This is a genomic window from Streptomyces sp. NBC_00989 (genome assembly GCF_045162655.1).
Lineage (GTDB): Bacteria > Actinomycetota > Actinomycetes > Streptomycetales > Streptomycetaceae > Streptomyces.
In genome coordinates, this window is sequence record NZ_CP108728.1 from 3,131,322 (window position 1) to 3,146,607 (window position 15,286).

The 15,286-nt window shown below is 72.4% G+C and carries 6 protein-coding genes; 5 read left to right on the forward strand and 1 reads right to left on the reverse strand.

From position 1 onward, the window contains the following. Positions 1 to 121 precede the first annotated feature (121 nt). Both OG714_RS13615 and OG714_RS13620 read left to right on the forward strand, forming a co-directional pair. Entirely contained in the window at positions 122 to 811 is a 690-nt protein-coding gene (locus OG714_RS13615; RefSeq protein WP_406120878.1) for a response regulator transcription factor, read from the forward strand. Further along, complete coding sequence (locus OG714_RS13620; protein WP_406120879.1) at positions 808 to 2,250, forward strand: sensor histidine kinase; 1,443 nt, start codon at positions 808 to 810, stop codon at positions 2,248 to 2,250. Before OG714_RS13615 ends, OG714_RS13620 begins: the two co-directional genes overlap by 4 nt. 308 nt (positions 2,251 to 2,558) lie before the next feature. Here the strand turns inward: OG714_RS13620 and OG714_RS13625 are convergent, their stop codons facing one another. After that, entirely contained in the window at positions 2,559 to 3,164 is a 606-nt protein-coding gene (locus OG714_RS13625; RefSeq protein WP_406120881.1) for a GPP34 family phosphoprotein, read from the reverse strand. Positions 3,165 to 3,533: 369 nt separating this feature from the next. Here OG714_RS13625 and OG714_RS13630 point away from each other — a divergent pair, with 369 nt between their 5' ends. Genes OG714_RS13630 through OG714_RS13640 form a run of 3 tightly spaced genes read left to right on the forward strand, consistent with a single transcriptional unit; the run spans position 3,534 to position 15,285 of the window. Next, the gene (locus tag OG714_RS13630) at positions 3,534 to 10,439 is read left to right on the forward strand and encodes an SDR family NAD(P)-dependent oxidoreductase (RefSeq protein WP_406120883.1); all 6,906 of its coding nucleotides are present in this window, start codon (positions 3,534 to 3,536) and stop codon (positions 10,437 to 10,439) included. A 2-nt stretch (positions 10,440 to 10,441) separates the two neighbouring features. Then, positions 10,442 to 14,986: a beta-ketoacyl synthase N-terminal-like domain-containing protein gene (locus OG714_RS13635; RefSeq protein WP_406120884.1), complete on the forward strand. Its 4,545-nt coding sequence runs from the start codon at positions 10,442 to 10,444 to the stop codon at positions 14,984 to 14,986. Further along, on the forward strand, positions 14,983 to 15,285 hold the full coding sequence (locus tag OG714_RS13640) for an acyl carrier protein (protein ID WP_401937774.1): 303 nt from the start codon (positions 14,983 to 14,985) through the stop codon (positions 15,283 to 15,285). The genes OG714_RS13635 and OG714_RS13640 overlap by 4 nt, the downstream gene beginning before the upstream one ends. Position 15,286 lies beyond the last annotated feature (1 nt).

Genomic DNA, 15,286 nt, shown 5'->3' on the forward strand with positions numbered 1-15,286 from the left:
ACACGAGCTTGACCTCGGGGAGCTGTCTTTTTCCTGTCGGACAACTTTCAAGTGGTTATCGATGTGGGTGGGACGGTGACGCGGGTCTGGCGTCCACCGGTGCGTGGCGCAGTATGAGCGGGTGGACAAAGTACGACTCCTCGTCGTGGACGACGACCCGCCGATCGCCGACCTTGTCGCGACGGTCGCCCGGTACGAGGGCTGGGAGGCCGCGTGCGCGTACTCCGGTGAGGAGGCGCTGACCGTGGCCGCCGAGTTCGCACCGGACATCGTGGTGCTCGACCTGATGCTGCCCGGCCTGGACGGTTTCGGTGTGCTGGACCGGCTGCGGCGGTCCGGGACGATGGTGCCCGTGGTGTTCCTCACGGCGCGGGACGCGGTCGCCGACCGGGTCGCGGGGCTGACCCGGGGCGGTGACGACTACCTGGTCAAGCCGTTCGCGGTGGAGGAGCTGATGGCCCGGCTGCGGACCGTGCTGCGGCGCAGCGCCGGGCCCGGGTTCCCGCGCTCGGTGCTGCGGGTCGCGGACCTGTCGATGGACGAGGACACCCGGGAGGTGCGGCGCGGCGACCACCTCGTCACGCTCACCCCGACCGAGTACGAGGTGCTGCGCTACCTGATGCGCAAGTCGCCGACCGTCCTCACCAAGGCGCAGATCCTCGACCATGTGTGGGAGTACGGCTTCGGCGGCCGCTCGAACGTGGTGGAGCTGGTGGTCAGCCGGCTGCGCCGCAAGCTCGACGAGGGGCACGATCCGCTGATCCACACCGTGCGCGGCTTCGGCTACGTGATCCGGCAGGCCGCCGAGTGATCCGCCGGCTGCGCCACGACTGGCGCCGGGTACGGCTGGGCACCCGCCTCGCCCTGGGCGTCGGCGTCCTGTCGCTGATCGTGTTCGCGGTCGTCGGCACGGCCCTGACGATGTACATGCGGGACTACCTGCAACGCCAGGTCAGCGACCAGATGAAGCTCGTCCAGACCGTCCAGTCCAAGGACGCGGCGGCGCACGGCATCGTCGAGCGCAAGCCGTACTACGGCTGGTACACGGCGGTCTACGACGTCTCGGGCACGACCCCGAAACTGCGCGAGCCATCCGACGTACCGGACGACACCAAGGCCCTCACCGCCCTCGCCAGGACGATGGCGCACTCCACCACGGAGATCTCCCGCACGGTGACGATCGACGGCGAGGGCACCTACCGGCTGCGGGCCTGCGAGGTCGAGCCCGGTGTGGTCCTGGTGAGCGCGGCCCCGCTGGCGGATGTGCAGAGCACGGTACGGCAGCTCGTCACGGTGCAGGTGGTGGCGTTCGCGCTGGCGCTGCTGGTGCTGGTGGTCATAGGGCGGAACCTGCTGCGGCGCGGGCTGCGGCCCCTCAGCGACATGGCGACGACGGCCCACGGCATCACCTCGCACGACCTCACCGACCCGGCGGCCCGGCTGCCGCTGCGCGCCGAGCGCGGCGACGGCGGGCCCGAGGTGGAGGAGCTGCGCACCGCGTTCAACACGATGCTGGAGCACATCGACGACTCCCTCGCGGTGCGCGCGGAGGCGGAGCAGCGGCTGCGCCGGTTCGTCGCGGACGCCTCGCACGAGCTGCGCACCCCGCTGATGTCGGTGCGCGGCTACGCGGACCTGTTCCAGTACGCGGCGGCGAACGTCCCCGAGGAGCGCGACAAGCACCTGGCCCGGCTGCGCGCCGAGGCCGCCCGCATGGGCATCCTCCTCGACGACCTCCTCCTGCTGGCCCGCCTCGACGCGGCGGACGTGGAGACTCCGCTACGGCCCGAGGACGCGGACCTGGTGGAGCTGGTCCACCAGGCGGCGGACGCCTTCCGCGCCGGGCACCGGGAGCACCCGCTGACGGTGTCGGTGCCGGAGTCCCCGGTCCGGCTGCGCGTCGACCCGGTCCGCATCCGGCAGGTGCTGGACAACCTGCTGGCCAACGCGGCCGTGCACACCCCGGCCGGGACGCGGGTGTCGGTGGCGTTGTCGGTCGCGGGCGGCGCCGCGTCGGTGCGGATCGCCGACGCGGGGCCCGGTATCCCGGAGGACGACCGGGCCCGGGTCTTCGACCGCTTCTACCGGGTCGACAAGGCCCGGACCCGGGCGCGGGGCGGGAGCGGGCTGGGCCTCGCGGTGGCGCGGTCGCTGGCGAAGGCGCACGGCGGCACCGTGGAGCTGACGTCCGAGCCCGGCGCGACGGTCTTCACGGTGACGATCCCGCTGGGAACGGCCTCGTCCCGGTGAGGATCCCGTCGGGGGCGGCCTCGTCCCGGTGAGGATCCCGTCGGGGGCGGCTCCGTCCCGGTGAGGATCCTGTCGGGGGCGGCTCCGTCCCGGTGAGGATCCTGTCGGGGGCGGCTCCGTCCCGGTGAGGATCCTGTCGGGGGCGCGGCTTCGTCCCGGTGAACGCGGGTAGCGCACGGCTTCCCTCGGTCTAGGCTCGGCGCCGGGCTTGTGCCACCATTACTGACGTGGCGTCACCTGAGGCTCAGGACACTCAACTGGCTCTGTCTCACAGCCAGTTGCGACCCTTCGAAGCCGGGAAGGCGCCGTCACATCCCGCGCCACACGTTGTCGTACGCCGCGTCCTCGACGCTCTTCCGCTGCCGTACGGCCTCCAGCTCCGTCACCGCGTCGTGGACCACGGCGATGACCGTGTCCAGCGACTCGTCGGTGACCTTGGCGGAGTCCTCGTCCGACACCTCGCGGATCCCGGCGGCCGCGGCGAGCTGGGCGAGGACGGGTTCGTTCCCGGCCCAGCGGTCCGCCGCGCGGCTGCGGGCCGGGGAGTCGACCAGGGCCGTCCGGCCGGTGCGGACCGGGATCCAGCGCCCGCGCTGCCGGGCGACCAGCCCCTCCGCCTCCAGCGCGGCGAGATAGGCGGAGGAGAGGCTGCGCCCGCGCCGCCACAGCCAGTCCTCGACCGACTCGTACGGCGTCTCCCGTACGAGCGCGGTCGCGGCCTGGTCCAACAGGCCGTCCGGCAAGGGGAGTTGGGGGTTCGGCACGATCAGGTCGCCGTCCAGCGTCACGGCTTCGGCGGCGATGAGGTCGATCACCTCCGCCCCGGCGAGCGCGAGCGAAAGGTCACCCGTCTCGACGGGGCGCTCGGGTGCGACATCCATGGCGACGATCATCAGGTCCCGCGGTGTGCTCATGGGTGCCAACCTAGCGCGGCCTATGCGAGGAGGCATCGACACCCAACGTTTACATAATTCCGTCCCGCCGTCAGTGGTGTTTCGGGACTGTGATCCTCGGATGAATATCGGGGGCTTTTGGACCGCTTGCGCCACTGAGGTCCGAGTGGCGTGCCCTCTGAAGGAAATTGGCAGGGTTTTCGGCTGTTTGGGGACCCCTTTCCGACTGGCTGGATCACTGCTCTCGGCTGGTTGCTTGCCTTGGCGTTGTTGACCGACGAGTAACCGGGGGGCTAGCTTTCCATCAGCCCTCTCGCGCCTCTGCGATTACATTCGGCGTCCCCTGCCGAAACCCCCCACCGTGCAGTTTCACCGTTTATTCGGAGAATCATGACGCCTGTCGCGCGCGCCGAAGAAATGATCATTGGAATCACTCCGTTCCATGAACCGGATGCCCGACTCGCGGCGGCCGTCAGCCGTGCCGGCGGGCTGGGGGTACTGGACCTGGGAAGGGGTGACCGAAGATCCAGAGAGGCCCTGACGCGCATCCGGCGCTGGTCCCCCGGCCCTTTCGGGGTGCGGGTCGGACCTCATTGCCGGATCGCTCCCGGTGACCTCACGACGGGCGCCGGTGCGGCCCCGCACACCGTGGTCCTCACGGCGGACTCCGCCTGGCAGGTCGGCGAGGTCGCGGCGGAGCACCGGGTGCTGGTCGAGGTCACCGACCCGGACCAGGCGCTGGCGGCGGTCCGCGACGGTGCGCACGAACTGATCGCCCGGGGTGCCGAAAGCGGCGGCCGGGTGGGCGAGTTGAGCACCTTCGTCTTACTCCAACGCCTGCTCGCCGAGCCCGGTGTGGACGTCCCGGTCTGGGCCTGCGGCGGCATCGGCCCCCGTACGGCCGCCGCTGCCGTGGCCGGTGGCGCGGCCGGGGTCGTCCTGGACAGCCAGCTGGCCCTGCTCGCCGAGTCGGGCCTGCCGGAGGCGGCGGCCGCCGCGCTGCGCTCGATGGACGGTTCCGAGACCACGCTGGTGGCCGGTCACCGGGTCCTGCTGCGGCGCGGCCCGGACGCCCCGCAGGTGCCCGCCGACCGGGTCCCCGAACTGCTCGGCGCCCGCGACCCGCGCACCCAGTTGCTGCCGGTCGGCCAGGACGGTTTCCTCGCCGCGCGCTTCGCGGAACGCTGGGGCGACACGGGACGCACGGTGCGCGAACTGACCGCCGCCATCAGGGAATCCGTACGGGACGAAGGACCGGCCGACGCTCTGCGCGCCGGGTCCCCGATGAGCCGGACCCTCGGCACGCGGCTCCCCATCGCCCAGGGCCCGATGACCCGTGTCAGCGACCAGGCGGAGTTCGCCGCGGCCGTCGCCGAGGGCGGTGCCCTGCCGTTCGTCGCGCTGGCGCTGTCGAGCGGCGAGCAGTCGCGGGCGGTGCTGGCCGAGACCCGCGCCGCCGTGGGCGACCGCCCCTGGGGTGTCGGGGTGCTCGGCTTCGCGCCCGAGGAGATGCGCAACGCCCAGCTCGAAGCGGTACGGGAGTCGGGGCCCACGCACGCGATCATCGCGGGCGGACGCCCCTCGCAGGCCGAGGCGTTGGAGCGGGCCGGGATCTCCACCTTCCTGCACGTGCCCTCGCCGGGGCTGCTGCGGCAGTTCCTGGACGCGGGGGTGCGCAGGTTCGTGTTCGAGGGCTCCGAGTGCGGCGGCCATGTCGGACCGCGCGGCAGCTTCCCGCTGTGGGAGGCCCAACTCGCCGTCCTGGAAGACTTCTTGGCGAAAGCCGAGGCCGGTACGGCGGAGCGCGTCGAGGTGTTCTTCGCGGGCGGCGTCCACGACGGACGCTCGGCTGCGATGGTGGCCGCGCTCGCCGCACCGCTCACCGCACGCGGTGCCGCCGTCGGCGTGCTGATGGGCACCGCCTATCTGTTCACGGAGGAGGCGGTGACGCGCGGGGCGGTCCAGCCCCTGTTCCAGGAGCAGGTCGTCCAGGCCACGCGCACCGCGCTCCTGGAGACCGCACCCGGTCACGCCACCCGCTGCGTACCGAGCCCGTTCAGCGACAACTACCTTGAATTCGAAGCCCAGTTGCGCGAACAGGGCGTGCCCGACCGGCAGATCTGGGAGAAGCTGGAGCGGCTCAACGTCGGCCGGCTGCGCATCGCCAGCAAGGGCGTGGAGCGGGACGCGGCCGGTGCGCTGGCCGCCGTGGACGAGCGACGCCAGCTCGCCGAGGGGATGTTCATGGCCGGCGAGGTCGCCGTGCTGCGTTCGGCGACCACCACGATCGACGCCCTGCACCGCTCGGTGACCGAGGAGGCCGCCGACTTCCTGGCCGAGAGCGCGCGAACCGCCCGCGTCCGCCTCGGAGTCGAGGAGACCGTCGAGCCGGAGGCACCGGCCCCTCTGGACATCGCTGTCATCGGCATGGCGTGCATGTTCCCGCAGGCCCCCGACCTCCCCACCTTCTGGGCGAACATCCTCGGCGGGCGCGACTCCGTCGACGAGGTCCCGCCCGACCGCTGGGACCCCGCCGTGCACTACTCGGCGGACAAGACCGGCGCCACCCCGTCGAAGTGGGGCGGCTTCCTCCCGCGCATCCCCTTCGACCCGCTGCGCTACGGCATCCCGCCGGCCTCCCTCGGCAGCATCGAACCGGTGCAGCTGCTGGCCCTCGAAGCGGCCCGGCGTTCACTGGAGGACGCCGGATACGGCGACCGGGGGCGGGAGTTCGACCGGGCGCGCACCTCCGTGGTGTTCGGCGCGGAGGCGGGCAGCGACCTGTCCAACGCGACCACGCTGCGCGCCGTACTCCCCTCCTACTACGGGAAGATCCCGCAGGGCATCGAGGAGCAGCTCCCCGCCCTCACCGAGGACTCCTTCCCCGGCATGCTCTCCAACGTCATCTCGGGCCGGATCGCCAACCGGCTCGACCTCGGCGGCGCCAACTTCACCGTCGACGCGGCCTGCGCGTCCTCGCTGGCCGCCGTCGACGTCGCCTGCAAGGAACTCGTGGGCGGCACCAGCGATGTCGTGCTGTGCGGGGGCGCCGACCTCCACAACGGCATCAACGACTACGTCCTCTTCTCCTCCGTGCACGCCCTGTCCCCCACCGGCCGCTCCCGCGCCTTCGACAGCTCGGCGGACGGCATCGCGCTCGGCGAGGGCGTCGCCTGCGTGGTCCTCAAACGGCTCGCGGACGCGGAGCGGGACGGCGACCGGATCTACGGCGTCATCAAGGGAGTCGGCAGCTCCAGCGACGGCCGCTCCCTGGGCCTGACGGCACCCCGCCCCGAGGGACAGCGGGCCGCGCTGGAGCGGGCGTACCGCAACGCGGGTGTCTCCCCCGCCGAGGTCGGCCTGGTCGAGGCGCACGGCACCGGGACGGTCGTCGGCGACCGCACCGAACTCTCCATCCTCAGCGAGGTGTTCACCGAGTCCGGTGCACAGACGGGCAGTTGTGCGCTCGGCTCGGTCAAGTCCCAGATCGGGCACACGAAGTGCGCCGCCGGACTCGCCGGGCTGATCAAGACCGTGCTGTCCCTCTACACCGGCGTCAAGCCACCCACCCTGCACATGAAGCGGCCCAACTCGGCGTGGCGGGAGGACAGCAGCCCGTTCGTCTTCCACGCCCGGCCACGGCCGTGGGCGGCTCCGGCCGAGGAACGCGTCGCGGGCCTCAGCGCGTTCGGTTTCGGCGGCACCAACTTCCATGCGGTGATCGGGGCTTACGGCGAGGCGGTTCCGCCCGCGCAGGGTCTGGACGCGTGGCCGGCCGAACTGTTCACGTTCCGGGGAGCGGACCGGGCGGCGGCGCGGCGGGGTATCGAGGAGATCCAGAAGCTCGCCGAGTCGGGTCACTGGAAGCTGCGTGACCTCGCGCTGAGCGCTTCGCGCCGCGCGGACGCCCGGCACGAGCCGGTGCAGGTGGCGGTCGTGGCGCGGGAAGTGGAGGGGCTGGTCGGGCAGTTGCGGCGGGCGCTGGCCGGTGAGCATGATCCGGCCGCCGGAATCCACCTCGCCGACGCGGGGGCCGACTCCGGCAAGGTCGCGTTCCTCTTCCCCGGTCAAGGCAGTCAGCGGCCCGGCATGCTCGCCGATGTGTTCATCGCGTTCCCCGAGTTGCAGCACTATCTGCACCTGGGTCGCGACCACGCCGACGCGCTCTACCCGCCGGCCGCCTTCGACGACACCGCCCGCGACCGCCAGCAGGCCGGCCTCACCGACACCCGAGTCGCGCAACCCGCCCTGGGCATCGCGGGATTGGCAGCCCACGCCCTGCTCACCGAGGCGGGCGTGCGGCCCGACATGGCGGCCGGGCACAGTTACGGCGAGCTGGTCGCCCTGTGCGCGGCGGGCGCGATCGCGCCGGAGGCGCTGCTGGAGCTGAGCGCCGAACGCGCGGCGGCGATCCTCGAAGCCACCGGCGCGGACGACCCGGGAACCATGGCCGCGGTGGCGGCCGGTGCCGAGGACGTCGAACAGGCCCTGAAGACGGCGGGCGCACCGGACACGGTGGTCGTCGCCAACCACAACTCGCCCCGCCAGACGGTGATTTCGGGCCCGACAGAGGCAGTCGCCACAGCCGTACGGCTGCTGCGCGACGCAGGCCTCGGCGCCAAGCGCATCCCCGTGGCCTGCGCCTTCCACAGTCCGCTGGTGGCGGGGGCGGGCGCACGGTTCGCCCAGGCCCTCGCTCAACGGCCCGTGCTCACGCCCGAGTTCCCCGTGTGGTCCAACCGCACGGCGGCCCCGTACGGCGAGGACGCGGACGCGGTCCGGGCCGAACTCGCCGCGCAGATCGGCTCCCCGGTCGGCTTCGTCGCGCAGATCGAGGCGATGTACGAGGCGGGGGCCCGGGTCTTCGTCGAGGCCGGTCCCGGTTCCGTGCTGACCCGGCTGGTCGGTCAGATCCTCGGTGACCGCCCGCACCGCACGGTCGCGTGCGAGCCCCGGCAGGACAGCGGGCTGCGCGGCTGGCTCGACGCACTGGCCCAACTGGCCGTCGCCGGGCTGCCGGTGCGGACCGGGTGGCTGTTCAACGGGCGCGACGCCGTCGACGCGGCCCGGACTCCCGTGCCCTCGCGACCCGGCTGGACGGTCGACGGACAGCTCGTCCGTACCGCCGCCGGAGCACTCCTGCCCGGTGCCCTCGCACCGGCCCGACGTGTAGTGGAGACGACTGTGACGACGAACCCTCAGGACGGTGTCCCCGGCGAGGCGAACAGGGACGCGCTCATCTCCGAATTCCTGCGCACCAGCCGGGAGATGGTGGCCGCGCAACGGGACGTGCTGCTGACGTACTTCGGCGCGGTCCAGGGAACGGTGCCGCAGGGAACCTGGGTTCCGGCACCGGCGCCCGCCGTGATCGAGGCACTGCCGCAACTGCCCGCCCTGCCGACGGCCGTCGAGACTCCGGCCGCTCAACAACCCACCGCACAACCGGAGTCGGCCCCCGAGGCCGTCACCGAGGCCGATGTGCTCCGGGTCGTCCTGGAGATCATCAGCGAGCGCACCGGCTATCCCGTCGACATGATCGAGCCCGACCTCGACCTGGAGGCGGACCTCAGCATCGACTCCATCAAGCGTGCCGAGATAGCGGGCGAACTGGCCCAACGGCTGGGCATCGGCGGCGGGATGGATGTCGCCTCGCTCGACGACGCCGAGTTGGAGGACCTGGCAAAGGCCCGTACGGCGGCCTCCGTCACGAGCTGGCTGTCGGCACGGCTGACGGAACCCACGGCGGCGGACGAGACTCCCCCGAGTACCGACGCCCCTCAGGACACTTCCCCGAGTGTCAGCGCCCCGCAGGACGAGGTCACCGGCACCGCACCGAAGCGGCTCCAACTGCGCCCGGTGCTGCTGACGCACCAGGACGGCGACAACCCGCCCGACCCGGCGTCCGTGCTGAGCGGCCGACGCTTCGTCCTCTACGGCGACAACGACAGCGGCGTCCCGGAGGCGGTCGAGGCGCGCCTCTCCTCCTACGGCGCCGACACGGTGACCGTCGCTCCCGAGCACCAACTCACCGACGCGGACGGCCAGGTGGACGCCGTCCTGTATCTCGCGCCGCTCACGGCGTCGGCCCCGGTGCTGCCCGACGCGTTCCCCGTGTTCCAGGCCGCTCTGCGGCGCGGCCCGCGCCAACTCCTCGCGGTACAGGGGGCGGACGGTGGTTCGGCGGGCCTGCACGGGCTGTTCCGTACGGTGGCCCGCGAGTACCCGGACACCGTCGCCCGGGTCGTCGAGCTGGCGGACACCGCGCCGGCCGCCGTCGCCGACGCGCTGATCGCCGAACTGCTGGCGCCCGACGCCGAGCCGGTCGTCCTGCGAACTGCCGCCGGACGACACGGACTTGAGCTGACCGAGACACCGCTCGGCGCGCTCGCGACGAACGGCGCCGGACCGGCCGGTGACGGAGTCGCCGAGGCATCCGCCATCGGGCTCGACCGCGACTCGGTGGTCCTGCTGGTGGGCGGCGCTCGGGGCATCACCGCGAAGTTCGCCGTCGCGCTCGCCGCCGCCTCCCGCTGCCGTATCGAACTCCTGGGCAGGACGGCCGCACCGGCAGAACCCGAGGCCCCGGCGACCGCGGGTGCCCGCACCCCGGCCGAACTGCGCGCCGCCCTCGCCGCGAAGGGCGGTGGGCTCACGCCCGCCGAGATCAACCGCACGGCCGAACTCCTGCTCGCCCAGCGGGAGATCACCGCGACCCTGGACGAACTCACGGCCCTCGGCAGCCAGGCCCGCTACCACTCCGTCGACTTCCGCGAACCGGACGCCGCGCTCCAGGCGGTCAAGGAGATCCACGCCGAACACGGCCGCCTCGACGGTGTCGTCTACGCGGCCGGTGTCATCGAGGACCGGCTGATCGCCGAGAAGACCACCGAGTCCTTCCAACGGGTGTACGGCACGAAGACGCACGGCGCCGAGGCACTGCTGTCGGCGCTGGAGGAACTGCCCAACGGACCTTCGTTCGCGGTCCTGTTCGGCTCCATCTCGGCCGTCCTCGGCAATCGGGGCCAGGTCGACTACGCCGCCGCCAACGACGCGCTGCAGAGTCTGGGCACCGCCTGGTCCGCCCGGACCGGGCACCGTGCGCTCACCGTGCACTGGGGACCGTGGGCGCCCACCGGTGGCCATCACGGCATGGTCACCCCGGAGTTGGGCCGCGAGTACGCCCGGCGCGGCATCTCGCTGATCGACCCCGAGGAGGGCACCGCGGCCCTGCTGCGCGAACTCGCCTGGGGCGACGAGTCGGCAGGGGCCGTCGTCTACACCGCCTCGGGCTGGTAGCCATGACGGACCGTCAAGTGCCGGTCGCCATCGTGGGCATGTCGGTGCTGCTCCCCGGCGCCGCCGACCTCGACGCGTACTGGCGGAATCTGCTCGGCGGCACGGACGCCATCAGCGAAGTACCGGACGGGCGTTGGGACGCCGACTACTACCGGCCGGACTCCGCGAACGGTCCGGCCGTGGCCGACCAGGTGTACTGCCGGCGCGGCGGATTCGTGGACGAGCTGGCCGAGGTCGAGGTCACCCGGTTCGGCATCATGCCGAACTCGGTGCCCGGCACCGAACCCGACCAGCTCATCGCCCTCCACGTGGCGGCCGCCGCCCTCGCCGACGCGGGCGGCGAGTCCCGGCTGCCCGACCGGCGGCGCGTCGGCGTCGTGCTCGGCCGGGGCGGCTATCTCACCCCGGGTCTGGTCCGCCTCGACCAGCGGGTCCGTACGGCGGGCCAACTCGTCCGCACGCTGGGCGAGTTGCTGCCCGACCTGGACCCCGGTCAACTGGACCGCATCCGCACGGCGTTCACCGAGCGGCTCGGCCCCGACAGTCCCGAGTCGGTCATCGGGCTGGTCCCCAACCTCGCGGCGTCCCGCGTCGCCAACCGCCTCGACCTGCGCGGCCCGGCATACACCGTGGACGCGGCCTGCGCGTCCTCACTGATCGCCGTCGATCAGGCGGTCACCGAACTCGCCGCCGGGCGCTGTGACTTGATGCTCGCCGGAGGCGTCCACCACTGCCACGACATCACGCTGTGGAGCGTGTTCTCGCAGCTGCGCGCGCTCTCCCCGAGCCAGCGCATCCGCCCCTTCCACCGCGACGCCGACGGCATCCTGATCGGCGAGGGCACGGGAGTCGTCGTCCTCAAGCGCCTCGCCGACGCCGAGCGGGACGGCGACCGGATCTACGCCGTCATCCGCGGCACCGGCGTGTCCAGCGACGGCCGTGCCGCGAGCCTCGTCAACCCCGACTCGACCGGCCAGACCCACGCCGTACGCCAGGCCTGGCAGGCGGCGGGACTGGACCCCGCGCTGCCCGGTTCCATCGGCCTCCTTGAGGCGCACGGCACGGCGACGCCCGCCGGTGACGCGGCCGAACTGGCCACGCTGGCCGCGGTGTTCGGGGACACGGGCACATCCCAGGGCCGTGCGGTCATCGGCTCGGTGAAGTCGATGATCGGCCACACGATGCCGGCCGCCGGGGTCGCCGGCCTGGTAAAGGCAGCCCTCGCCGTCCACCACGGCATGCTCCTGCCGACCCTGCACTGCGACGACCCGCACCCCGCCCTCACGGCAACGCGGTTCCGTCCGCTGGAGAAGGCGGCACCCTGGGAGACGACTGCCGAACAGCCGGTGCGGCGGGCGGCCGTCAACGCGTTCGGGTTCGGCGGCATCAACGCGCATGTGGTGCTGGAGGAGGCGCCGGGGGCGCGCGCGTCACGTTCGGCGGCGGCAGTCGACGCACCGGAACGCACGAACGCCCCCGCTCGCACAGCCTCCGTGGCCGAACCGGAACGCGTGCTGATGCTCGCCGCCGACAGTCCCGAGGCTCTCGCCGCGCTGCTGGACGCGGACGATTCCGCCCTCCTGACCGCGGACAACACCCCCGCCACCTCGGGCCGTTCCCGCCTCGGCATCGTCGCCCCCGACGCCAAACGGCTGGCGCTGGCCCGTCGGGCGGTCGCCAAGGGGCGGGCCTGGCAAGGCCGTAGCGATGTGTGGTTCACGCCGAGCCCGCTGATCGGGCCCGGCGCGGGAAAGCTTGCCTTCGTCTTCCCGGGCCTGGAGGGCGACTTCACGCCCCGGGTCGAGGACGTCGCCGCGCACTTCGGACTGCGTGAGACCCGGTCGGCAACTCCCGCACAGGTAGGGGATGTCGGCCGCCACGGGTTCGATGTGGTCGGCGTCGGGCGGCTGTTGGACGCGGCGCTGCGCAAGATGGGTGTCGTCCCGGACGCGGTCGCCGGACACAGCGTCGGCGAGTGGACGGCGATGACGGCCGCCGGGGTGTACTCGCCGGACGAGGTCAGCGACTTCATGGAGGCGTTCGACCCCGACTCGGTGTCGGTCCCCGGCCTCGCCTTCGGGGCGATCGGGGCCCCGGCGGAGCGCGTGCTGTCGGCGCTCGCGACCGACTGGCCGGACGCCGGGATCGTGCTCTCGCACGACAACGCGCCGGGCCAGTCGATGGTGTGCGGACCGGACAAGGCCGTGGACGAGTTCGTGCGGTCCTTCCGCGCGCAGGGCGTCCTCAGCCAGGTGCTCCCGTTCCAATCCGGCTTCCACACACCGATGTTGAAGCCCTATCTCGCCCCGATCGAAGAGGCCACGAACCGCTTCCGCCTCCACCCTCCGACAGTCCCTCTGTGGTCGGGAACGACCGCCTCGCCGTTCCCTTCGGACGAGAAGGCGGTACGCGAGCTCTTCATCCGCCACCTCCTGGAACCCGTGCGCTTCCGCCAGCTCGTCGAGGCCATGTACACCGCCGGCCACCGCGCGTTCGTCCAGGTCGGCACCGGTCAGCTCGGCTCCCTCATCGACGCGACCCTGAGCGGACGCGATCACCTGGTCGTCGCCGCCAACTCGCCCCACCGCTCCGGACTGGCCCAACTCCGGCGCGTGGCCACGGCATTGTGGTCGGCGGGCGCGACGGTGGACCCGACGACACTGGCCCCGCAGAAGCCGGCTCAACGACTGGAACGGACCCCGGTGCGGCTCGACATGGACGGCGCGCTCGTGTCCCTCGACGCCCCGACCCTGGTGAAGCTGCGGGCGGAACTCCGCACACCGGCCGCCGCGCTCCCGCCGGCCCTCGCCGCCCTGTCCCCCCTCGACGCCCTCACCGACCGCTTCCCGGCCGCCGCCGAACTGCACGCCCTCATGCGCGACACCGCCGACACGGCCGCCCAACTCATCAGCGCGGGCAGCCGTCGTGGCGCACCGACCGCGCCCGCCCCCGCACCCCGATTCGCGGCCGCCCCTCCCGCTCCCCCACGGGAATGGCAGACCACGGTCCACGTCTCCCCCGGGTCCATGCCCTACCTCATGGACCACTGCTTCTTCCCGCAGCGCCCCAACTGGCCCGATGTGGCCGACCGTTGGCCGGTCGTGCCCGCGACCACGATCGTCCAGCACATCATCGAGGCGGCGGAGCGGACCGCTCCCGGTATGCGCGCGGTCGCCGTGCACGACGCGAGGTTCGACCGCTGGCTGACGGCGACGCCCTCGATCGACGTACCGGTACGCGTAGTCGCGGACACTCCCGGCCGACTCGCCGTCTCCTTCGGCCCGCACGCCCGCGGTGTGGTCGAACTCGCCCCCGCCCACGCCGTATCGCCCCCGCCGCACCCCCGCCCGGACCCCGCCACCGAACGCGTCCCCGACCACACCGCGGCCCATCTCTACGACGAGCGCTGGATGTTCCACGGCCCGGCGTTCCAGGGAGTCACCGAACTCACCGCGATCGGCGACCGTCATGTGCGCGGCACGATCACCACACCCCCGGCCCCGGGCGCCCTGCTCGACAACGTGGGCCAGATCCTCGGCTACTGGATCATGGCGACCCGCACCGAACGCACCGTCGTCTTCCCGGTCGGCATGCGGGAGATGCGCTTCTACGGCCCCCATCCGCGCCCTGGGACCGAGGTGGAGTGCCTGGTGCGGATCACCTCGCTCACCGACACCGCGCTCGAAGCCGACGTACAGCTCACGGTCGGCGGCGAGGTGTGGGCGGAGCTGACCGGCTGGCAGGACCGGCGCTTCGACAACGACCCGCAGACCAAGCCCGTCGAGCGCTTCCCGGAGCGCAACACCCTCTCCGAGGCCCGCCCGGGCGGCCGGACCCTGCTGAACGAGCGCTGGCCCGACCTCGCCTCCCGTGACCTGATCATGCGCAACTCCCTGAGCAGCGTGGAGCGTTCGCAGTACGCCGAGCATCCGCCGCGCGGGCGCCGGCAGTGGCTGCTGGGCCGGATCGCGGTGAAGGACGCCGTACGGCAGTGGCTGTGGAGCGATGGCGAGGGGCCGGTCTTTCCGGCGGAGATCCGGGTCCACAACGACGAGTCGGGCCGCCCGTACGTCACCGGTCTGCACGGCCGGACCCTGCCTCCGCTGGACGTCTCGCTGGCCCATCGCGCCGAGGCGGCGGTCGCGATCGTACGGCCGCATGTGCCCGGTCCCGGCCCCGGGATCGACATCGAGGAGGTCGTGGAACGCCCCGCCACCACCCTCACCACCGCTCTCGGTGAGGAGGAACTGGCGCTCCTGCGTGCTCAGTTGGCGGCCACCGGCGAGTCCGAGGCGCTGTGGTTCGCCCGTTTCTGGGCGGCGAAGGAGGCGGTCGCCAAGGCGGAGGGCACCGGCTTCCGGGGACGGCCGCGTGACTTCGCCGTCTTCCAAGTGGTCTCCGGATCACGGCTGTTGGTGTCGGGGCGCCTGGAACGCGCCTACACCGTGCACTACGAACCGGCCGGCAATCCCCCCAGCCTGCCGGACAGGACCTACGTCGTGGCCTGGACGACGGGACCCGCGCACGAAGAGGAGTACGACCGATGACCCCCACCACCGAGGACAGCGTCCTCGCCGACCTCACCGGCATGCTGACCGCACTCTTGGAGGACGAGTACGGCGTCGACGACGTCGAGATCACCATGACGACGACCTTCAACCGCGACCTCGAGTTGGAGAGCATCGACCTGGTGACCCTGGCCGGTCTGCTCCAGGAGCACTACGGGACGAAGGTCAACTTCGCCGAGTTCCTGGCCGGGATGGAGTTCGACGAGATCATCGAACTCACCGTCGGCCGGCTCGTGGAGTACGTCGTGCAGAGCCTCAAGGCAGCCGAGGCGGGCTGAG

Coding starts and splice junctions, on each gene's coding strand:
- OG714_RS13640 (WP_401937774.1), top strand. CDS start 14,983: ATGACCCCCACCACCGAGGACAGCGTCCTCGCCGACCTCACCGGCATG.
- OG714_RS13625 (WP_406120881.1), bottom strand. CDS start 3,164: ATGAGCACACCGCGGGACCTGATGATCGTCGCCATGGATGTCGCACCC.
- OG714_RS13630 (WP_406120883.1), top strand. CDS start 3,534: ATGACGCCTGTCGCGCGCGCCGAAGAAATGATCATTGGAATCACTCCG.
- OG714_RS13635 (WP_406120884.1), top strand. CDS start 10,442: ATGACGGACCGTCAAGTGCCGGTCGCCATCGTGGGCATGTCGGTGCTG.